21 protein-coding genes are annotated in these 20,766 nt (G+C 74.0%); 7 read left to right on the top strand and 14 right to left on the bottom strand.

Going from position 1 to position 20,766, the window contains the following annotated elements:
• Positions 1-13: 13 nt before the first annotated feature.
• The 9 genes from AAEM63_RS08455 to AAEM63_RS08415 form a co-directional block, all read right to left on the bottom strand.
• Positions 14-916 carry a hypothetical protein gene (locus AAEM63_RS08455; protein WP_341361096.1) on the bottom strand — a complete coding sequence of 301 codons (903 nt, stop codon included), beginning with the start codon at positions 914-916 and terminating at the stop codon, positions 14-16.
• Positions 917-970: 54 nt separating this feature from the next.
• Positions 971-1,492 carry a MerR family transcriptional regulator gene (locus AAEM63_RS08450; protein WP_341361340.1) on the bottom strand — a complete coding sequence of 174 codons (522 nt, stop codon included), beginning with the start codon at positions 1,490-1,492 and terminating at the stop codon, positions 971-973.
• A gap of 253 nt (positions 1,493-1,745) precedes the next feature.
• Positions 1,746-2,384 (bottom strand): bifunctional nuclease family protein, encoded by a 639-nt coding sequence (locus tag AAEM63_RS08445; protein WP_341361095.1) that lies wholly within the window; start codon positions 2,382-2,384, stop codon positions 1,746-1,748.
• Between the two features lie 50 nt (positions 2,385-2,434).
• Positions 2,435-3,214, bottom strand: coding sequence for a MerR family transcriptional regulator (locus AAEM63_RS08440; protein ID WP_341361094.1), 780 nt, complete (start codon positions 3,212-3,214; stop codon positions 2,435-2,437).
• A complete protein-coding gene (locus AAEM63_RS08435) occupies positions 3,211-3,690 on the bottom strand; it encodes an FHA domain-containing protein (protein WP_341361093.1) in 480 nt (159 codons plus the stop codon). Before AAEM63_RS08435 ends, AAEM63_RS08440 begins: the two co-directional genes overlap by 4 nt.
• Before the next feature lie 84 nt (positions 3,691-3,774).
• On the bottom strand, positions 3,775-4,611 hold the full coding sequence (locus tag AAEM63_RS08430) for a DUF881 domain-containing protein (protein WP_341361092.1): 837 nt from the start codon (positions 4,609-4,611) through the stop codon (positions 3,775-3,777).
• The gene (locus tag AAEM63_RS08425) at positions 4,608-4,940 is read right to left on the bottom strand and encodes a small basic family protein (RefSeq protein WP_123918587.1); all 333 of its coding nucleotides are present in this window, start codon (positions 4,938-4,940) and stop codon (positions 4,608-4,610) included. Before AAEM63_RS08425 ends, AAEM63_RS08430 begins: the two co-directional genes overlap by 4 nt.
• Positions 4,941-5,822: a DUF881 domain-containing protein gene (locus AAEM63_RS08420; RefSeq protein ID WP_341361091.1), complete on the bottom strand. Its 882-nt coding sequence runs from the start codon at positions 5,820-5,822 to the stop codon at positions 4,941-4,943.
• Positions 5,823-5,944: 122 nt separating this feature from the next.
• A complete protein-coding gene (locus AAEM63_RS08415; protein ID WP_341361090.1) occupies positions 5,945-6,550 on the bottom strand; it encodes a CDP-alcohol phosphatidyltransferase family protein in 606 nt (201 codons plus the stop codon).
• Between the two features lie 122 nt (positions 6,551-6,672).
• Between AAEM63_RS08415 and AAEM63_RS08410 the strand changes: the two genes are divergently transcribed.
• Positions 6,673-7,278, top strand: a complete 606-nt coding sequence (locus AAEM63_RS08410; RefSeq protein ID WP_341361089.1) for a DUF4126 domain-containing protein — start codon at positions 6,673-6,675, stop codon at positions 7,276-7,278.
• A 22-nt stretch (positions 7,279-7,300) separates the two neighbouring features.
• A complete protein-coding gene (locus AAEM63_RS08405; RefSeq protein WP_341361339.1) occupies positions 7,301-8,311 on the top strand; it encodes an LLM class F420-dependent oxidoreductase in 1,011 nt (336 codons plus the stop codon).
• 50 nt (positions 8,312-8,361) lie between these two features.
• Here AAEM63_RS08405 and AAEM63_RS08400 read toward each other — a convergent pair whose 3' ends face one another.
• Positions 8,362-9,093 carry a ribonuclease H gene (locus tag AAEM63_RS08400; protein ID WP_341361088.1) on the bottom strand — a complete coding sequence of 244 codons (732 nt, stop codon included), beginning with the start codon at positions 9,091-9,093 and terminating at the stop codon, positions 8,362-8,364.
• Positions 9,094-9,312: 219 nt separating this feature from the next.
• Between AAEM63_RS08400 and AAEM63_RS08395 the strand changes: the two genes are divergently transcribed.
• From AAEM63_RS08395 to AAEM63_RS08380, 4 genes are all read left to right on the top strand, one after another.
• Positions 9,313-11,394, top strand: a complete 2,082-nt coding sequence (locus AAEM63_RS08395; RefSeq protein WP_341361087.1) for an elongation factor G — start codon at positions 9,313-9,315, stop codon at positions 11,392-11,394.
• 48 nt (positions 11,395-11,442) lie between these two features.
• Entirely contained in the window at positions 11,443-11,871 is a 429-nt protein-coding gene (locus AAEM63_RS08390; protein ID WP_341361086.1) for a YccF domain-containing protein, read from the top strand.
• Positions 11,872-11,925: 54 nt separating this feature from the next.
• A complete protein-coding gene (locus tag AAEM63_RS08385; RefSeq protein WP_341361085.1) occupies positions 11,926-12,528 on the top strand; it encodes a dihydrofolate reductase family protein in 603 nt (200 codons plus the stop codon).
• A gap of 155 nt (positions 12,529-12,683) precedes the next feature.
• Entirely contained in the window at positions 12,684-13,607 is a 924-nt protein-coding gene (locus AAEM63_RS08380) for a trypsin-like peptidase domain-containing protein (RefSeq protein ID WP_341361084.1), read from the top strand.
• 72 nt (positions 13,608-13,679) lie between these two features.
• On the opposite strand, the gene pepN is transcribed toward AAEM63_RS08380, so the two are convergent.
• Positions 13,680-16,250 carry an aminopeptidase N gene (gene pepN / locus AAEM63_RS08375; RefSeq protein ID WP_341361083.1) on the bottom strand — a complete coding sequence of 857 codons (2,571 nt, stop codon included), beginning with the start codon at positions 16,248-16,250 and terminating at the stop codon, positions 13,680-13,682.
• A 156-nt stretch (positions 16,251-16,406) separates the two neighbouring features.
• On the opposite strand from pepN, the gene AAEM63_RS08370 reads away from it, so the two are divergent.
• Positions 16,407-17,291, top strand: a complete 885-nt coding sequence (locus AAEM63_RS08370; protein ID WP_341361082.1) for a universal stress protein — start codon at positions 16,407-16,409, stop codon at positions 17,289-17,291.
• A gap of 129 nt (positions 17,292-17,420) precedes the next feature.
• Here AAEM63_RS08370 and AAEM63_RS08365 read toward each other — a convergent pair whose 3' ends face one another.
• The 3 genes from AAEM63_RS08365 to AAEM63_RS08355 are packed head-to-tail and all read right to left on the bottom strand — an operon-like array spanning position 17,421 to position 20,714.
• Positions 17,421-18,374, bottom strand: a complete 954-nt coding sequence (locus tag AAEM63_RS08365; protein ID WP_341361081.1) for a carbohydrate ABC transporter permease — start codon at positions 18,372-18,374, stop codon at positions 17,421-17,423.
• Complete coding sequence (locus tag AAEM63_RS08360) at positions 18,371-19,318, bottom strand: sugar ABC transporter permease (RefSeq protein ID WP_341361080.1); 948 nt, start codon at positions 19,316-19,318, stop codon at positions 18,371-18,373. The genes AAEM63_RS08365 and AAEM63_RS08360 overlap by 4 nt, the downstream gene beginning before the upstream one ends.
• A gap of 1 nt (position 19,319) precedes the next feature.
• A complete protein-coding gene (locus AAEM63_RS08355; protein ID WP_341361079.1) occupies positions 19,320-20,714 on the bottom strand; it encodes an ABC transporter substrate-binding protein in 1,395 nt (464 codons plus the stop codon).
• Between the last annotated feature and the right edge of the window lie 52 nt (positions 20,715-20,766).

The following is a 20,766-nucleotide window of genomic DNA, read 5'->3' as shown; positions in this document are numbered from 1 at the left end:
TGACATCGGGCGCTCAGCCCTCCAGGGCCCGCTCGACGATCGCCGCGTGCGTGGCGGAGAGGTTGCGCTTGGCGGCGAGCGTGATGGAGCGGGGGTCGGCGAAGGCCTCCGCGGTGACCTCGTCCCCGCGCCGCACGGGCATCGCGTGCATGAGCAGGGCCTGCGGGCCGGCGATGTCGAGCATCTCGGTGGTGACGCGGTACGGCTCGAACGAGAGCCGACGCCGGCCGACCGAGCGTGCCGCCGCAGGCCAGGCGTCGGTGTAGACGACGTGGGCGCCGGTGACTGCCTCCTCGACGTCGTGCAGGACGCGGACGCTCCCCCGCTGGCCGCGGGCGGCGAGGTCCTCGCGCAGGTCCTGCTCCAGGCTGTGCCCGGGCGGGCAGAGCTGGCGGACCTCGATGGCGAAGGGCACCGTCAGCTCGGCCCACGAGCGCAGCATGTTCGTGGCCTCGCCGACGAACGTCAGGACGACGTCGTCGAGGGGGCCGCGTCGCTCGAGCACGCTGAACGCCTCGGAGAAGACCTCCACGGGGTGCCCCGCATCGCTCATCGCGTTCACGACCGGGACCTCGCACGCCTCGGCGAGCGCGCTGAGCGCGGCGTGGGACGCCGAGCGCACGACGACGGCGTCCACCGCCCCGGACAGGATGGCGGCGGTGTCCTGGATCGGTTCGCGCTCGCCGAGCACGACCGGCAGGTCCACGCGGTGGGCACCGACGGCGTCGATGGCGCTGTCGAAGGCGAGCCGCGTCCGGAAGGCCGGGCCGTCGAAGATCGTGGCGACCCGCCGGTCGGCGAACCGCGAGCGGCGCCGTGAACGCTGGTCCTTCCACCCCGCGGAGGCGAGCCAGAGACGTTCGAGGTCGATGCGCTGGAGGTCGAGGAGGCTCAGGAGGCTGCGGGGGTGCGGCACGCGGGACAACTTACCGCAGGGCCGACCGGCGGCCCCGGGGGGGCGCGGCAGCGCTCAGACCGCGTTGCGGGCAGCGCGGCGGCGGGCCAGCTCGTCCTCGACGTCGGGGGCCTCATCGTCGTGGGCGCGCTCCGTGGGCAGCTGGGCGAGGTCACCCTCGACCTCCCGCCACACGCGGCCGACCGCGATGCCGAAGACGCCCTGCCCGCCCTGGACGAGGTCGATGACCTCGTCGGCGGAGGTGCACTCGTAGACCGAGGCGCCGTCGCTCATGAGGGTGATCTGCGCGAGGTCCTCCACCCCGCGCTCCTTGAGCGCGGTGATGGCGGACCGGATCTGCTGGAGGGAGACCCCGGTGTCGAGCAGCCGCTTGACGACCTTGAGCACGAGGATGTCGCGGAAGCTGTACAGGCGCTGGCTGCCCGAACCCTTGGCGCCACGGATGCTCGGCTCGACCAGCCCGGTCCGGGCCCAGTAGTCGAGCTGGCGGTAGGTGATGCCGGCAGCGCGGCACGCGGTCGGACCGCGGTAGCCCGTGTCCTGGTCCAGGTCGGGCAGGGTGTCCCCGAAGAGCATGCCCTGGGCGCGCTGGGGGACGCCGGGGACGGCGCCGGCTGTCGCATCAGTGCCGCTCACAGGGATCTCCGTTCGTCCGCGGCCCCGGGTGACGCTCGCATCTCGAGGGTACCGCTGTGCCTCACTTGCCGATGGACACACGCTATGACCGGGGAGGGGACTGGTCAACGAGGCTGGCCGCGCGCCGCGGCAGGCGTGTCGGCCGGGCGAGTCTGACTCTCGACCAAACGTTGAGCTTTGGTGCCCGGGGCGGTCATCCCGCTCCTGGTCCGCGCGACGGTCCGGCCTCCGGGTCGGGGCCGGCCGAGTCGTCTCCCGTGGTCCCTGGCCCGGGAGCGTCGCCCGCCCCCGGAGCGTCGCCCGGCCCGGGAGCGCCCTCCGGTCCGCCCTCACCGGCCGGCCGGCCGAAGTCCTCCGGCTCGACCTCGGCGAGGAAGGCGCGGAACTCCTCCATCTCGCTGGCCATCTCGCCCTGGTCCTCGGCCGTCTCCAGCCCGGCGTCGGCGACCGGCACGCCCGCCACCTCGAGGAGGTCGTCCTCGCACAGCACCGGGCAGTGGACCCGCAGGGCCACGGCGATGGCGTCCGAGGGACGAGCGTCGACCACCTGCCCCGCCGAGAGGACGAGCTCGGCGTGGAAGATGCCGTCGACCACCCGCGTCACCCGCACCTCCACCACCGTGGCGCCCAGGGTCTGCAGGATCGAGACGAGGAGGTCGTGGGTCAGGGGCCGCGGCGGGACCAGTCCGGCCTGCGCCGAGGCGATGGCCGCGCCCTCACGCGGACCGATGACGATGGGCAGCACCACGGTCCCGCCGGGCTCGCCCAGGACGACGACGACCTCGTTCCCCGGGACGCTCACCCGCACGCCGAGCACCACCATCTCGCGCATGCGGCCAACGGTACGACGGCCCGCGACCCGGCGCGCAGCGAATGACCCGCTCAGCCGAGCTGGTCGACCGCCGCGCGCACGAGCTCGGCGTGCAGGGTGGCGTAGAGCTCGGCGAGCTCGGCGGCCTGCGCCGCACCCCGCTCGCGGGCCGCTCCGGAACGCTGCGCACGCAGGGGCGCGACCACCTGGTCGATGAGGTCGGCCTCGCGCTCGGCCGCGGTGCGGACCGAGCGCAGGTGGCGGGGGCTGATGCCGTGCCGCGCGAGGGACAGGGCCGCCTGGACCACCTGGACCGAGCGTCCCGGGAACCGGCCCCGGGTGTCGGCGATGATGAGGCCCGCCGAGGCCATCTCCTCGACCTCGGCCTCGCTCGCCCCGGTGAGCTCGCAGATCTCCGCGGCACCGACCCGGGCCCCGGCCGGCGGGGCCACGAGCTCGCCGTCGCGGGTGACGACCCGGGCGTGGGACGGGTGCTCGGCGCTGCGCCCGGCGTCGAGGTCGGCGAGCTGGTCCCGGATGACCCGCAGCGGCAGGTAGGAGTCGCGCTGCGCCGTCAGGGCGTAGCGCAGCCGCTCGACGTCGGCACGGGAGTACTTGCGGTACCCCGACCCGGTGCGCCGCGGGGTCACCAGCCCCTGCTCCTCGAGGAAGCGGAGCTTGGAGACCGTCACCGCCGGGAACTCGGGCTGCAGGACGGCGAGCACCGCCCCGATGCTCATCGTCGCCTCGTGGGAGACGCCCTGGGGCCAGGTCTGCTCCCCCGCCGGCGCACCCTGGTGGTCCTCCCGGCGCGGCCCGGCGGCCGCGGCGGGTCCTGCGGCCGGGCTCACCGGGCGTCTGCGCCGTCGCCGCGCTGGGGGCTGGGGTGGTAGGTGAGTCGGTACTTGCCGATCTGGACCTCGTCGCCCGCCCGCAGGGTCGCGGTGTCGATCCGCTCGCGGTTGACGTACGTGCCGTTGAGGCTGCCGACGTCACGCACGACGAACCCGCCGTCGACGGCGATGAACTCGGCGTGCTTGCGCGAGACGGTGACGTCGTCGAGGAAGATGTCCGAGCTCGGGTGCCGCCCCGCCGTGGTGCGCTCGGCGTCGAGGAGGAACCGGGCGCCGGCGTTCGGGCCCCGCTGGACGATGAGCAGCGCGGAGGCCGGCGGGAGCGCCTCGACCGCCGCGGCGTCGTCGGGGTTGAGCCCGCGGCTCAGCAGCTCGGTCTCGGGCTCGTGGCCCACGGCTCCGAACCGGGCGGTCGTCGTCACGTCCGGGCGGTCCGCGGGCTCACGGCCGGGCTGCTCCGGGGTGCTGGTCATGTACCTGCCTCCTGGTGGTCCTGGGCGCTCGCCCGCTGTCTCCTCCCCCACTCTAGAGGTCCGTGACCGGCCTGTGACCACCGCTCACCCCGTCGGCGCGGCCGGTTCGGCGAACTCGGGCTCGTCGAGCGTGCGCACGGCGGTGATCTCGACCTCCTCGACCTCGCGCAGCACGACGGTCGCCCCCGCCGCCCGCACCGTGGCGAGCGCGCCACCGGGGATCCCCAGGGCGACCGAGACGACGTCGGGGTCCCCGATCGCCGTCCACGTCCAGGGCTGCGCGAGGGCGACGCCGTCGACGACGATGCCGTCCCCGCCGTCGAGGATCCAGCTGCTGGCGGTCAGCCGCTGCCCGGAGAGCTCCACGGCCTCCACGCCGGCGTTGCGCATCTCCTCGAGGATCGTCACGAGGTGCTGCGCGCGGACGCCGTCCTCGGGGTCGCGGATCGTCAGCACCACCCCGGGCCCGCGCACCGGCAGGGTGCCGGCCAGCACACCCTGCACCCGGGCCTGCTCCTCGGCGGCCTCCTGGGCCGCCTGGCGCGAGCTCGTGCTCGAGCGCAGCTCCGCGAGGTCCTGGCGCAGCTCCTCCTGCTCGTCGGTGAGCTCGACGTTGCGCTGGTTGAGGTCGTCGAGCAGCCGGACGAGGTCGTCCTGACGCATCCCCGTGAGGACGTCGTCCTGGGTCTGGCTCACCTGGGCGACCACCGCGAAGCCGAGCGCGACGCACAGCAGGGCCCCGACGACGTGCGTCGCGCTCCACCGGGGCACCAGCAGCGCCCTGACGCCGCGCTCCCCCGCCCGCGTGGGTGAGGCCTGGTCACCGGCACGGCCGGCCGCCGGCTCGGCGCCGTCGACGGAGCCCGCCCGGACCGCGGCCGTCCGGTCCGGGCCGTCCTCCCCGTGCCTGGTCGTGCTCATGCCTTGAAGACGTGACGGCGGATCGCCGCGGCGTTGGAGAAGATCCGGATCCCGAGGACCACCACGACGGCGGTCGTCAGCTGCGCCCCGACGCCGAGCTGGTCGCCGAGGAAGACGATGAACCCGGCCACGAGCACGTTGAAGACGAACGAGACCACGAAGACCCGGTCGTTGAAGATGCCGTCCAGGCCGGCGCGCAGCGCCCCGAAGAGGGCGTCGAGGGCGGCGACGAGCGCGATGGGCAGGTAGGGCTGGAGCCACAGGGGCACGGTGGGGTCCATGAGCACCCCGGCCACGACCCCCACGACCAGTCCGATCAGCGCTAGCACTCAGTCTCCCTCTCCATCGGTGGGACCCGGGCGTCCCTGCGTCGGCGCCCCCGGTGATTGTGCCCCGACCTCGGAGGCCGCGGTGGCCTCACCGCCGAACGGCTCGGCGTACCTCAGCTCCGACAGGGTCGGCGCGGAGAGGACGAGCTCCTCGGCGACCGTGATCTCCGAGCGGATCCCGAAGCTCGAGCGGAGCACACCGAGGTGGGCCCCGGCCACGGTGCGCGCGAGCCGGGTCTGCAGCTCCACCGGGTCGCCGATGACCTCCACCGTGTACGGCGAGGCCACGGGTGCGAGGTTGACGAGGATCGTCTGCCCCGCCGCGCGGATCGCGCTCGTCGAGCTGAGCCGCTGGCCGTCGACGGCGATCGCCTCCGCGCCCGCGGCCCAGAGCCCGTTGACGAGGACCTGCAGGTCGATGTCCTTGACCCGTTCCTCCTCCGAACCGGCCTCGCCCGCCTGCGCCGCCTCGGAGTCGGTGAGCTCGACGACGATCCCCGGTCCGGACACCCGGGACATCCCGGACGCCACCCCCAGCACGGCGAGCTGCTCGAGCAGCTCCTGGTCGGCGCCCTCGAGCGCCGCGGCGCGCAGCTCCTCGATCTCGATCTGCCGGCTCTCGTTGGCGGCCTGCAGCTCGTCGCCGACCGCTCGGCGCTCGACGATCTGGTCGAGCAGCACGGTCCGGGCGGTCACCGTGCCGTCGGGGGCACGCAGCTCGCGGGCCGACCACACGGCGCCGGCGCCGATGACGAACGCCGCGACGACCACGAGGATCTGGCGCCACGTGAGCGGGCGGCCCGGTCCGGGCGCCGCGCTGCGCGGAGCGGTGCGGTAGCCCGCGTCGAGGGGGTCGTCGAGCAGCTCGCGCAGGAGTGACATCGACTCGTCGGGGCGGCGCGGCGGCGGGGGTGATACCGCCGTGCGGTGTGCGGCCGGCTCCGTCCGGTGCGCGGCCGGCTGCGCCCGGTGCGGCGCCGGATCGGTGCGGTGGGTGGGTGCGTTCACGCGACCCGGTCCTCACGCACGATGCGCACCACCTGCTCGAGGTAGAGCAGCGCCGCGAACCAGTACAGGCCCACGCCCCACAGCGCCGACGCCCACCCGACCGTGCTGGCGACGTCACCGAGCGTGCCGGGGCTGCCCGCGAGGAGGAGGAGGGGGAAGGAGTACATGAGGGCGAAGGTGCCCGCCTTGCCCGCGAGGTGGACCGGCAGCGGCCCGTACCCGTGGCGGCTCAGCGTGGGGATCATCCCCGCGAGGAACACGTCGCGGGCGGCGATGACGATCACGAGCCACCACGGCACGACCTCGCGCCACCCGAGGCCGATGAGGGTGACGAAGATGTAGAGCCGGTCCGCGGCGGGGTCGAGGAGCTGGCCCACACGGCTGGTCTGGTCGAACCGGCGGGCGATGACGCCGTCGAGCCAGTCGCTGGCTCCGGCGACGACGAGGACGACGATCGCCGCGACGTCGCGGCCGGTGAAGATCAGCACCGCGAAGACCGGCACGAGGAGCAGCCGCACGCCCGAGATCGCGTTGGGCACGGTCCAGACCCTCTCGCTCGGGGCGGCGGTCCGCGTCCGCTCCCGGGGGGCCTGGCTGCTCACCCGCCCAGCCTACGCAGCCGCCCCGACGCCCCGGGCCGGGACGACGCCGCCGGACCGGGACGAGACCGTTCCGTGACCCCGCCCACCCGGCGGCGTCGTCGCGGTCGTGGGACGCTGACGACGTGCTCGAGCTCATGACCGGGTCCGGGATGGCGATGGCCGCCGGCCTCAACGCCTACGTGCCGCTCATCGCCCTCGGGCTGCTCTCACGCTTCTCCGACCTGCTCGCCCTCCCGGCGGGGTGGTCGTGGCTCGAGTCCACCCCGGCGCTGGTGGTGCTGGGCATCCTTCTCGTCGTCGAGGTCGTCGCCGACAAGATCCCCGCCGTCGACTCGGTGAACGACGTCATCCAGACGGCGGTGCGGCCCACCGCCGGTGGCATCGTCTTCGCGGCGGGCTCCGCGTCGCAGACCCAGGCCGTGCCCGACCCCTCGACCCTGCTGCAGGACTGGCAGTGGGTGCCGATCGTGCTGGGCGTGCTGCTGGCGCTGACGACCCACACCGCGAAGTCCCTGTCCCGCCCGGTGGTCAACACCGCGACTGCCGGTGTCGGCGCGCCGGTCGCCTCCACCGTCGAGGACGTGTCGTCGGTCGGCCTGGTGCTCGTGGCCGTGCTCGTCCCCGTCCTCGTGACGGTGCTGGCGGTCGTGGTCCTCGTCCTGGCGATCCTGGCGGTGCGCCGGTGGCTCGCCGCCCGCTCGCGCGCGAGGCACGAGGCCCCCCTCTAGGGTTGGCGTCATGGCTGATCACATGCGGTTCGGGATGTTCATCCCCCAGGGCTGGCGCTTCGACCTCGTCGGGATCGACGAGTCGCAGCACTGGAACGTCATGTCCTCCCTCGCCAGGCGCGCCGACGACGGCGGCCTGTGGGAGTCGGTGTGGGTGTACGACCACTTCCACACCACCCCGGTGCCCAGCGAGGAGGCGACGCACGAGGCCTGGGCCCTCATGGCGGGCCTCGGCGCCGTGACCGACCGGGTCCGGATCGGGCAGATGTGCAGCTGCATGAGCTACCGCAACCCCATGTACCTGGCCAAGGTCGCCGCGACGGTCGACCACATCAGCGGGGGCCGCCTGGAGATGGGCATCGGCGCGGGGTGGTACGAGCACGAGTGGCGTGCCTACGGCTACGGCTTCCCGTCCGCCGGCGAGCGGCTGGCGCGGCTGGACGAGGGTGTGCAGATCTTCGAGCAGGCCTGGCGCACGGGCTCGGCCACCCTCCACGGCAAGCACTACGACGTCGACGGCGCCCTGTGCTACCCCCTGCCCGTCCAGCCCGGCGGGATCCCGCTGTGGATCGCCGGCGGCGGGGAGAAGGTCACGCTGCGCATCGCCGCCCAGCACGCGCGGTACACCAACTTCGACGGGACCCTGGAGGGCTTCACCCGCAAGAGCGAGATCCTCGCCGAGCACTGCGCCGCCCAGGGCACGGACTTCGACCAGATCGTCCGCTCCGCGAACTACAACGTCACGATCGGCCGCACCGAGGCGGACGTGGCGGCCAAGCTCGACGAGCTGGCGGCCCGGCTCGCGCCCCACCTGGGCGCCGACGACCTCGAGCGGCAGCTCGCGGGCTTCCGGGACCTGCCGGCGTTCGGCACCCCCGAGCAGATCGTGGAGAAGCTGCTGGCGCTGCGCGAGGCCGGCATGACCTACGGGATCTTCTACTTCCCGGACGCGGCCTACACCACCGAGAGCATCGAGCTCTTCGAGCACGAGGTGATGCCGGCCCTGGCCGGTGTGCCCTCCTGGGAGGACTGAGCGAGCTCGGGGCAGCGCAAGCTCGCCGCCCGCGGGCGGCGAGAGCACGACTACCCGCGGGCGGCCCGCGCGGCGGCGTTGGCGAGGGCGTCGGCACGCTCGTTGTGCTCGTCGCCGGCGTGGCCGCGCACCCACTCGAAGTCCGTCCGCCCCGCGCGGGCCTCCAGGGCGGCGAGGATGTCCTGGACGATCTCGAGGTTCTCCGGGACCTTGCCGTCGCCCTTGCGCCAGCCGCGCCGCCGCCAGCCGACCGCCCACCTCGTGGCGATGTTGATGACGTACTGCGAGTCCGCGCGGACGAGCAGGTCGCCCTCGGGCCCGGCGTGGTGCAGCGCCTCGCGCAGCGCGAGCAGCTCGCCGATGTTGTTGGTGCCGTGGGCCAGCCCGCCCGAGCCGGTCTCCCCCGTGGTCTGGTCCACCCAGGCCCACCCCGTCGGGCCCGGGTTGCCCAGTGCCGAGCCGTCGGTGGCCACCACCTTGTCGTGCCGCCGCGACGCGGCGGCGGACGGCGTCGAGCTCGGTGCCGACGTCGTCGGCGCCGTCGGCACGGCGGGCATGACGCCCTGCCCGGCGAGGAGGGCGGTCACCCGTTCGGTGTGCCAGACGAAGAAGACCGTGCCGTCGCGCAGCCTCGCGTCCCGCGCCAGCCCCTGCGCCACCGCCGACTCGCTCGCCCGGGTGCCCTCCTTGAGGCCCAGGGCGGCGAGGTGGGTGCCCACCTGCCGCGCGGTGAGCGCGTGCGCCGCACCCAGCTCCGTCTGCGTCGACCAGGTCCCTGCCACGTCCACCCCTCCTGCGGCGCCCGCGGACGCGGCCGGCCGGGGACCACTGTGCAACGCCGGACGGTCCGCCCCGAAACCGGACACGCCCGGCGCGCCCTCCCGGGGCACCCCGCGCCGGGCGTACACCGGCCGCTGCAGCACGAAGTGGGATCTTCGTCACATACCCCCGGCCCCCTCGGCGCTACGATCGCAGCCACAGACCCAGAGCCGGGAGTGAGCATGGACGACGTCGTCACCTCAGCCATCCGCAACGTGGTCCTGGTCGGCCACGCGGGCAGCGGCAAGACCTCCCTCGCCGAGGCGTTGCTCTTCCGTGCCGGTGCGACGGCTCGCCTGGGCCGCGTGGACGACGGCACCTCGCTGCTCGACGCCGACCCCGAGGAGACCCGGCGCCACCAGACGCTCTCGCTCGCCCTGGCGGCGGTGCCGTGGACGACCGCGAACGGCGAGACCTGCAAGATCAACCTCCTCGACACCCCGGGCCACGACGACTTCACCCAGGTGGTCGACACCGCGCTCGAGGTGGCCGACCTCGCCGTCGTCGTCGTCTCCGCCGTGGAGGGTGTCCAGGCCGGCGACGAGCGGGTGTGGGCCCGCTGCCAGGAGCTCGGTCTGGCCCGGATGATCTTCGTGACCAAGGAGGACAAGCCCAGCGCGGACTTCGAGTCGGTCCTGGCCGACCTGCGCGCCCGCCTGGGCGAGCGCCTGTTCCCCCTCGAGCTCCCCATCGGGGAGCAGCAGGACTTCCGCGGCGTCGCCGACGTGCTCTTCGACATCGCCCACCTCTACGACGCCGAGTGGCACGAGACCACCGCGCCGGTGCCCGCCGACGTCGAGGAGATCGAGCGGATCCGCCACGAGGAGCTCGTGGAGGAGGTCGTCAGCGGCGACGACGACCAGCTCGAGCGCTACCTCGCCGGGGACGAGCCGGCCCCCGGGGACGTCGAGCGCACCCTGCGCCGGGCGGTCGCGGCCTCGGCGATCTTCCCGGTCCTCGTCGGCTCGGCCACCACCGGCGCCGGGGTGGACCGGCTCGGGGACTTCATCTGCGAGATCGGTCCCTCGCCGGACATGCACCCCACCGAGGTCCTCGTCGGCGGCGAGGCCACCGCGGTGCCGGCCGACCCCGGCAGGGAGGCCCTCGTCCACGTCTTCCGCACCGTCGCCGACCAGTTCGTCGGACAGATCTCCCTCCTCAAGGTCCTCTCGGGGACCGTGCGCGGCGACGAGCGCCTCACCAACACCTCCACCGGTGCGGACGAGCGGCTCCACGGCCTGTTCACCCTGCGGGGGCGTGAGCATCTGGACGTCCGCTCGGTCGTGGCCGGCGACCTCGCCGCCGTCGCCAAGCTCGGCGACTCCCCCACCCGTACCCTCCTGGCCCGACCCGGCCGACCGGTGGCCCTGCCGTCCCGGCCCACCCCCGAGGCGGGCTACACCCTGGGGGTGCGGCCGCTGACCCAGTCCGACGACGACAAGCTCACCGACGCCCTGCGCCGCCTGGCCGCCGAGGACCCGGCGCTGACCGTGACCCAGGACGAGGAGTCGGGGCAGACCCTGCTCACCGCGGTCGGGGACACCCACCTGGCGGTCGCGCTCGAGCGTCTCGAGCGCAAGTTCGGCGTGCGGGTCGAGACCGAGGACGTCAAGGTCGCCTACCGCGAGACCATCGCGGGCCCGGTCGAGGTCGAGGGCAAGCTCAAGAAGCAGTCCGGCGGGCACGGCCAGTTCGCCGTGGTGCGCCTGGTGGTCTCCCCCGCCGAGCGCGGCACGGGCCTGGTCTTCGTCGACTCCATCGTCGGCGGCGCGATCCCGCGCAACTACCTGCCCGCCGTCGAGCACGGGGTGCAGGACGCCCTCCTCGCGGGCGGGCCGAACGGGCACCGCCTGACCGACCTGCGGGTCGAGTGCGTCGACGGCAAGTACCACTCGGTCGACTCCTCCGACATGGCGTTCCGGACCGCCGCCGGCCTCGGCGTCGCCCAGGCGCTGCAGCAGGCCGGCTCGCTCGTGCTCGAGCCGGTCTCCGCCGTCACCGTCACGGTCCCGGTCGCCACCCAGGGCGACGTCCTGGCCGACCTGGCCGGCCGGCGCGGCCGCGTGGTGGACACCGGCACCGGCGCCGACGGCGAGGGCGTCATCGAGGCCCACGTGCCCACCGCCGAGCTGCGCCGCTACGCCATCGACCTGCGGGCCCTCACCGGAGGCCGCGGCACCTACCGGGCGGTGCACGACCACTACGACCCCGTGCCCACCCACCTCACCGCCGCCACCCGGGCCACCGTCGGGGCCGCGCGCTGACGATCCGGCACCTCCCGCCCGGCGGGCCGGTGTGGCAACCTCGTAGGCATGTCCGCTCTGCTCAACGTCATCTGGCTCCTCTTCGGCGGTCTGTGGCTCGCCCTCGGCTACGTCGTCTTCGGGGTCGTCGCGTGCCTGTTCATCGTCACCATCCCCTTCGGGGTGGCCTCCTTCCGGATGGCCTCGTACGCCCTGTGGCCGTTCGGCCGCATGGTGGTGGCCAAGCCGGGCGCCGGAGCGGGGTCGGCGGTGGCGAACGTCGTGTGGTTCGTCGTCGCCGGGGTGTGGCTGGCGATCGGGCACATCACGACCGCCGCCGCGCAGGCCGTGACGATCGTCGGGATCCCGCTGGCCCTGGCGAACCTCAAGATGCTGCCGGTCACGGTCGTGCCGTTCGGCAAGCGCATCATCCCCTCGGACCAGTACGTGCCCGAGGGCTGGGTGGCCGTGCACCAGGTGCGGGGCGGCGGCCGCTGACCGTAGGGCGCCCGCCAGGTCGGTGGGCGCTCCCGCCTCGAGAAGGAGGAGACCGTGCGCACGCTCGTCATGGCCGGGTTCGTGACCCTGGACGGGGTCATGCAGGGACCGGGCGGCCCGCAGGAGGACACCGAGGACGACTTCCCGTTCGGCGGGTGGCAGGTCCCGTTCGCCGACGACGAGCTCGGCGCCATCGTCGGCGACTACTTCCGCTCGTCCTCCGCACTGCTCCTGGGCCGGCGGACGTACGACATCTTCGCCGGGTACTGGCCCGGCCAGGCCGAGGCCGGCGACGAGTTCGCCGCATCGCTGGGGCGGATGCCCAAGTACGTGGTCTCCCGGACGCTCACGGAGGCCGCGTGGGAGAACACCACGGTCCTGCGCGGTGAGGCCCACGACGTCGTCGCCGGGCTGAAGGAGGGCGACGGGGGCGACATCCTCATCCAGGGCAGCAGCCGGCTCCTCCAGCACATCCACGACCTGGTCGACGAGTACCGCCTGTTCACGTACCCCGTCGTGCTGGGCCGCGGCAAGCGGATCTTCGCCGAGGGGACGCCCGCGCGGACGCTGCGCGCCGTCGAGACCCGCGCGACCGCGGGCGGCGCGGTGTACACCGCCTGGCTCCCGGCCGGCGAGGTCCGCACCGGCTCGTTCTGACGTCCACCGCCCCCCGGCCGGCCGCCCCGCCGACCCGCCCCCGGCCGGCCGGCCCGCCGGCCCGGATGACCGCACTCGGACCGCGGCCACCGCCGGAACGGTAAGCCCCGGGCGAACACGGGTATCGCACCGTGGCCCGGCGACGTTGCGCTGCCGTGGACGAGGCCATGGACGCCTACTCCCGGGTGGTCACGACGGTCGCCGCGGCGCTGGCGCCGTCGGTGCTGTCCGTGCGGGTGCACGGTCGCCGCGGCGCGGGCGCCGGCTCCGCCGTGGCGTTCTCCGCCGACGGCCTGCTGCTCACCAGCGCCCACGTGGTCGAGGGCGTCCGTGGCGGCAGGGTCGTCGCGGCCGACGGCGAGGAGTCGCCCTTCGACGTCGTCGGCGCCGACCGGCTCTCGGACCTGGCGGTCCTGCGCACCCGGGAGGGCCTCTCGCCTCCGGCGGTGCTCGGGGACGCCGACTCGCTGCGAGTGGGCCAGCTCGTCGTCGCGGTCGGCAGCCCGCTGGGTCTCGCCGGGTCCGTGACCGCCGGTGTCGTCAGCGCGCTCGGCCGCTCGCTGCCGGTCCGCACCGCCTACGGCGCCCACTCCATCGACGACGTCATCCAGACCGACGCCGCCCTGAACCCGGGCAACAGCGGCGGGGCGCTGGCCGACTCCGCCGCGCGGGTGGTGGGGGTCAGCACCGCCGTCGCCGGCGTGGGGCTCGGGCTGGCGGTGCCGGTCAACCCCACGACGCTGCGGATCCTCGACTCGCTCGTCCGGGACGGCCGGGTGCGCCGGGCGTGGCTCGGCGTCGGCGGGGTCACCGCGCCGGTACCGCCCGCGCTCGCCGACCGGCTGGGCCGTCGCACCGGCCTGCACGTGCGGGAGGTCGTCCCGGGCGGCCCCGCGGCCGCCGCTGGGATCTACCTGGGCGACATCGTCACCAGCGCGGGCGACCGGCCCGTCAGCACCGCTCAGGACCTCCAGCGACTCATGCTCGGCACCGCGGTGGGCCGGGACCTCCCGGTGACCGTCTTCCGGCGCGGCGCCCTGGTCGACGTCGTCGCCACCCTGGCCGAGCTCGCGGTCTGACCGGGCCCGGCCCGGCGACCGGGCACGGCCTCGCCGTCCGCGCGGGCAGGGCCCGGCCTCAGCGGCCCGACCTCAGCGGCCCGCCCGCTGGGCGTGCAGCGACCGCAGGAGATGGTCCCGCTCCTCGAGCACCAGGCGACGCAGGGCGCCGGGCGCGTCGGCGTTGTCCTCGAGCCACCGCGTCGTCCGCGCGACGACGGGGTGGTCGGCAGGATCGCCGTCGCCGGCGTCCTGGTGGCCGGGGTAGAGGCCCTGGACGAGCCGGTCCGCGATCTCGATGCTGTGCTCGGCCCAGACGGTGCGCAGGGCGGCGAAGTACCGCTCGGTCAGCGGTGCGGCCAGGTCGGCGTGGAGCGGCTGGCCGTACCCCTCCAGGGTGGCGTCCACCTGGTCGTTCGTCAGCGCGCCCGGGCGCAGCAGGGTCTCGAAGGCCGTCTCGCGCACCTGCGGTTCCGGTAGCGCGGAGTGTGCGGCGAGGTGGCGGGTGGCCCCGTCCGCGGTCGCGTCGCGGGCCAGCTCGGCGTCGAGCTCGGCAGGGGTCGCGGACCCGGTCGCGGCCAGGGACTGCCACAGCGCCCACCGCAGCTCCGGGTCCAGCGGCAGGCCGGGCACGACCCCGGCGAGGACCTCGCGGGCCCGCCCCGCGGCGGCCGGGACCGTGGCGGCGGCCGCGGCGAAGGCGCGCGCCCAGACGAGCTGGTCGTCCGAGCCGGGCGCCGCCGAGCGCAGGTGCTCCCAGGCGCCCTCGCCGAGGCGCTCCCGCTCGGCAGGGCGCCGCGGGGCCGGGACGTAGCGCTCGACGGCGGTCCGGGCGTTCACGGTCAGTCCGGTGAGGACGGCGGTGTCGCTCTCGTGCGCGCCGTGGGTGAGGACCGCGGTGAGGTAGTCCGCGGCGGGCAGCCGGGCGTCGCGGGTGGCGTTCCACAGCCCCGACCAGACCAGCGAGCGGGGCATGGCGTCGGGGATGGCACCGACGTGGGCCAGCGCCGTGGCGGCGGACGGCTCGTCCAGGACGACCTTGGCGTAGGTGAGGTCGTCGTCGTTGACGAGGACGAGGTCCGGCACCGGCGCCCCGGCGGCCCCGGCCACCTCCGTGACCGCGCCGGCGACGTCCAGCTCGTACCGGGCGGTCCGGACGAGGACGCCGTCGGCCAGGCCGTAGAGCCCCACGGCGAGGCGGTGCGGCCGCAGCACCGACGAGCCGGTGCGCGGGTCCGTGCCGCGCTGGTGGACCGTGAGCCGCTCGACCCGGCCGTCCCGGGCCTCGACCTGGGCGCGCAGCTCCGCGGTGCCGGCGGTCTGCAGCCACAGCCGTGCCCACTCCCCCAGGTTCCGGCCCGACGCCGCCTCGAGCGCACCGAGGAGGTCGCCGAGCGTCGTCGCGGCGTAGGCGTGGTCACGGAAGTAGCGCCGGGCGCCGTCGAAGAACGCCTCGACCCCGACGTAGGCGACGAGCTGCTTGAGGACGGCGGCGCCCTTGGCGTAGGTGATGCCGTCGAAGTTCTGCTTGGCCGCCTCCAGGTCGGGGATGTCCGCGACCACCGGGTGGGTGGTGGGCAGCTGGTCCTGGGTGTACGCCCAGGCCTTGCGCCGGTTGGCGAAGGCCACCCAGGCGTCGGTGTGCTCGGTGGCGGCGACGGAGGCGTGGGAGCCCATGTAGTCGGCGAAGGACTCCTTGAGCCACAGGTCGTCCCACCACCGCGGGGTGGCCAGGTCGCCGAACCACATGTGCGCCATCTCGTGCAGGATCGTGTTCGCCCGCCCCTGGTACTGGTTGCGGGTGGCGGCGGAGCGGAAGACGTAGTGCTCGGTGAACGTCACGCAGCCGGGGTTCTCCATGGCGCCGAGGTTGCACTCGGGGACGAAGACCTGGTCGTACTTGCCCCACGGGTACGGGAAGGCGAACTCGCGATGGTAGAAGTCCAGGCCCTGCCTCGTCACGGTGAGGATCCTGTCGGCGTCGAGGTGCGGGGCGAGCGAGGCGCGGCACAGCACTCCCAGCGGGACGCGCAGCCCGTCCGGGGACTCCCACACGTCGCGCACGTGGTGGTAGGGCCCGGCGACGACGGCGGTGAGGTAGGAGGACAGCGGCGGCGTGGGCGCGAACGTCGTCCTCGTGAGGCCCACCCCCGCGGGCTCGGACCCCACGGCCGGCTGGTTGGACAGGACCAGCCACGGGGCGGGCGCCGTCACCGAGAACGTGTACCGGGACTTGAGGTCCGGCTGCTCGAAGGTCGCCAGGACCCGGCGGGAGTCGGCCGGCTCGTACTGGGTGTAGAGGTAGGTCTGCCCGTCGACCGGGTCGACGAAGCGGTGCAGCCCCTCGCCCGAGCGGGAGTACGCCCCGCGCGCGACGACGGTGACGACGTTCTCCGCCTCGAGCGGCGTGAGGTGGATGCGCGCGCCGTCGAAGCAGGCGGCCGGGTCGAGCTCGGCGCCGTTGAGCACCACCCGCTCCACGACGGGGCCCAGGAAGTCCAGGAAGGTCTCGCCGGTGGTGGCCTCGAAGGTCACGGTCGTGGTGGTCCCGAAGGTCTCGGCGTCGCCGGCGAGGTCGAGGTGGACCTCCGTCGTCGTCACCCGCAGGTGCGCCGAGCGCTCCTGCGCCTCGGCCCGGGTCAGGTTCTGGGTCGCTGCGCTCACCGGGGCACTCAACCACCTCCGGCGCCCCCGCGGCCAGGCGGGACGTTCGTCCGAGGGGGTTGCGACCGCATGTGGGACGCTGGGTGGACCACAGGTGGTTCGCCCCGGTTCCGGGTGCCGACCGCGGGACGGGGCGCGCCGGAGAAGGGGTGCGTCATGACGTCCACCGAGATCCCCCGAGGAAGCGTCGTCGTCGGTGTCGACGGCTCGCCCCGCGCCCGGCACGCGGCCGAGGTCGCGGCGGGCGAGGCCGCCCGGCGCGGCGCCGGGCTCCACCTGCTCTACGCGTTCCCGCCGCTGCCGTCGGGCGCGGACTTCGACGTCCTGCCCGTGGTGGACCTCCTCGCCGGTGGCGGGAAGCTCGTGGACGACCTCGCCGCCGAGGTCGCCGCGGCGCACCCCGACCTCTCGATCACCACGTCCGTCCACCTCGGTGCGCCGGCCGTCGAGCTGGTCGCGGCGTCGGAGGACGCCGCCCTCGTCGTCGTCGGCGCGCGGGGCCTGGGCCGCCTGGCCGGACCCCTGCTCGGCTCGGTGTCGCAGAAGGTGGCCGCGCACGCCCACGGCCCGGTCCTCGTCGTGCGCGAGGAGGCCGGGGACACGGGCGGGCCGGTGGTCGTGGGCATCGACCCGGCCGACGGCTCCCCCGAGGCGATGGCCTTCGCCATGGCGGAGGCCCGGCGCCGGGGCGTCGGGGTCCGGGTCGTCCACTCGCGCTACCGCGAGGCCGTGACCGGGGAGTACTTCGACTCCTCCGCGATGCAGACCCTCGCCGACCTCGACGAGCGTGCGGAGCAGGCGGTCCGCGACGCGGTCGCGTCCTGGACCGAGCACTACCCCGAGGTCGAGGTCGAGCTGGTGCAGGTGCCCGAGCACCCGGTGGACGCGCTCGCGGCCGAGGCGGGGACCGCCGGCGTCGTCGTCGTGGGCAGCCGCGGCCGGGGAGGCCTCGCCGGGCTGCTGCTCGGCTCCGTCAGCCGCGGGGTGCTCCACCGCGCGCCGCTCGTCGCCGTCGTCCGCGCTCACGCTGCGACCGGCTGAGAGGACCCCGCCGGCCCGGGGTGACCGGCGTGACCGGGGTGACCGGCGTGACCGGGGTGACCGGCGGGAGCGGCGGGAGGGGCGACGGTGCGGGCGAGCGGCGGCGGGGGCGACCCGCGCCGCCGCGGCTCAGCCCTTGGAGCCGGTCGTCGCGATGCCCTCGACGAAGTGCCGCTGGCCGAGGAAGAACAGGATGATCATCGGCACCGTCGTGATGACGGAGGCGGTGACGATGATCTCCCAGTGCCAGTTCCCGCCGAAGCCGAACTGGTCGAGGAGCGACTTCAGCCCGCGCGGGATGGTGAACTTGTCGGAGTCACGCAGGTAGATGAGCGGACGCATGAGGTCCGTCCAGGCCGCCTGGAACTCGAACAGCAGCGTCACCACCAGCGCCGGTTTCGTCAGCGGCATCGCGATGCGGCGGAAGATCGCCCAGTTGCCCGCACCGTCGAGCTTCGCCGCCTCGAAGAGCTCGCGGGGCAGGCCGAGGAAGAACTGGCGCAGCAGGAAGATGTAGAAGGCGCTGCCGAAGAGGTTGCCCGCCCACAGCGGGGTGAGGGTGTTGACCTGGCCGAGCGAGTTCCAGATGAGGAACGTGGGGATCATCGTCACCGCGCCCGGCAGCATCATCGTGGCCAGCACCAGGCCGAACAGCGGCCCGCGCCCGGGGAAGCGGAAGTAGGCGAAACCCCACGCGACCATCGCGCTGGAGACGGTCACGGTCACGGCCGCGAGGACCGTGACGAGGACGGTGTTGCCCAGCCACAGGAGCATCGGCGCCTCGGCCCACACGTTGACGTAGTTCTCGAGCGTGGGGGTCAGGGGGATGATCCGGTTGTCGAACACCTCGCCCTGCGGCTTGAGGGACGCGCTCACCAGCCAGACGAACGGGTAGACGAAGACACCGGTGAGCGCGACGAGCGCAACGACGACGGCGACCCGGCCGGGCCCCCACCGGCGCCCCCCGGCGGGCCGGGCGGCCCGCGGCGGCGGGGCGGGCAGCGGCCCGGTGGGCCCGCCCGGGGTGAGGTCGACGCCGCGGGCGGCGGCGACGGGGCGGGCGGTGTCGGTGGAGGCGCTCATCGCTGCTCCCCCTCGAGGTAGACCAGCCGGCGCGAGACCCGCAGCTGGATCACGGTGATGACCATGATGATGACGAACAGCACCCAGGCCATCGCCGAGGCGTAGCCCATGTTGAGGAACTGGAACGCCTGCTGGAACAGGTAGATCGAGAAGAACAGGGCCGCGTCGTTGCTGTAGGTGGAGTTGCCCGAGCCGAAGAACGCCGTGTACGTCTCGGTGAAGGTCTGGAACGCGGCGATCGTGTTGACGACCGTGACGAAGAACAGGGCGGGGGAGATCATCGGCAGGGTCACGCTCCAGGTCCGCTGCCACGGCCCGGCGCCGTCGACCCGGGCCGCGTCGTAGAGCTCCGTGGGCACGTTGCGCAGGGCGGCGAGGAGGATGATGACGGAGCCTCCCACCGACCACAGGCTCATGACGATGATGGCGGGCTTGACCCAGTTCGGGTCGGTGGTCCACGACGGCCCGTCGATCCCGAAGAACCCGAGCACCTCGTTGATGAGGCCGTTCTGGCCGTTGAAGATCAGCAGGAGCAGCACCCCGACGGCGACCGGCGGGGTCATGTTGGGCAGGTAGAACGCGGTGCGGAAGAATCCCGCCGCCCGTCCCGCCTGGTTGAGCAGCATGGCCAGGCCGAGGGAGACCAGGACGTACGCCGGCACCTGGATCACCGTGTAGAAGATCGTGTTGCGCAGGGAGAGCGCGATCTTGTCGTCCTCGAGGAGCGTGCGGTAGTTCTCCAGGCCGATGAAGCTCGGGTCGGTCAGCACGTCGTAGTCGGTCAGCGACAGGTAGGCCGAGTACAGCAGCGGCCACGCGGTGAAGACGAGGAAGCCGACCGCCCAGGGACTGATGAACAGCAGGGCCGCGCGCAGGTCCCGGCGCTGGGAGCGCGTCGAGACCTGCGCGCGGACCCGGGCGAGCGGCCCGGTGAGGGCGGTCATGTCAGCCCTCGCCGTCGTCCCAGGCCGCCCACCTCTCGTCGAGGGCCGCCTGCGCCTCCTCCTGGGCCTGGGCGAGGGAGTCGGCCGGCTCGGCCTGGCCGTTGAGGACCCGGTTGACCGCGTCCTGCCAGGCCGTCTTGAACTCGGCGTCGGCGGGGTTGGCCGGGAGGGAGAAGGTGTTGTCGTTCGCCTCGTACATCGCCTCGACGGCGCTGTCCCAGACCTCGTCGCCGCTGGGCTCGACGAGCTCGGCGACGGCGTCGTCGGCGGCCTGGTTGCCGGTGAGCAGCCCGGTGAAGGGCTTGCCCTCGCCGTCGCGGATCGACTTGCGCTCCTCGGCGGCGGCCACCCACGCGTCCACCTCGGTCATCGCCCGGGCCCAGCGGCACGCGGCGGCCGGGTTCTCGGTGTCGGCCGGGATCGCCCAGGCCGAGCCGGAGGCGTAGGCGACGGGGGCGCCGTCGTGGTCGCGCACGGTGTCGAAGACGAGCGGGGCGTCGGGCGAGACGTCGTTGAGGACGTTGACGTACCACTGCTCCATCGGCATCGCCCCGAGGGTGCCCGAGGCGAACTGGTTGCCGGAGCCGAAGAAGTCGGCCGAGTCGCGCACGGCCTTGACGGTCGGGAAGCCGCCCTGGGCGTCGTAGATCCCGACGGCCCACTCGAGCGCCTCGACGACGGCGGGGTCGTCGAGCTGGGCGGTGCGGCCGTCCTCGGAGATGAGGTCGGTGCCGTTGACGTGGGCCCACAGCGGGAGGAACTCCGGGAGCTTGGAGTCGTAGCCGATGACTCCCGCCCCCGGGTCGGCCAGCGCCTCGCTGGCCGACGTCACCGCGTCCCAGTCGGAGCCGTTGACGTCCTCGACGCTCAGGCCGGCGGCCTCGAGCAGCTCGGAGTTGGCCATGGTGAGCTGGACGGAGTTGAACTCCGGGATGCCGTAGACCTCCCCGTCGAAGGTCACCTGCTCGATAGCAGGCTCACGGAAGTCCTCGGTGCGGATCCCCTCGCCCTCGATGCAGCCGGTGAGGGGGATGATCGCGCCCCGGGAGGCGAACGTGCCGATCTGGTCGCGGTTGGCGTAGATGAGCTCGGGCGGCTCCCCGGAGGCGACCGCGGAGAGGAACTGCTGGATGTCGAGGTCGCCCTCGGTCAGCGAGACCTCGACGTCGCCGAGGGCCTCCTCGGCGTGCTCCATCCGCACGGTCGCGACCTCGTCCCCGGCGCCGAAGCCGAGGATGTCGAGGCTGCCCGAGAGCTCGGCCTCGGGGTCGAACTGGCCGGCGTCGTCGCCGGTGGGCGCGGGGTCCTGGTCGTCGCCGCCGCTGCCCTGTGCGCAGGCGGCCAGCGTGAGCGCGAGGGCCGCGGTCAGCGACGTCGCGGTGAGGTGGTGACGCATCTGTCTGTCTCCTTCGATCCGGCAAAGCTCGCTTCGACGGACGTCGATGTGC

Origin of the sequence: Georgenia sp. M64 (assembly GCF_038049925.1) — a bacterium.
Classification (GTDB): domain Bacteria; phylum Actinomycetota; class Actinomycetes; order Actinomycetales; family Actinomycetaceae; genus Georgenia.
This window is presented reverse-complemented; position numbering and strand designations above follow the sequence as displayed.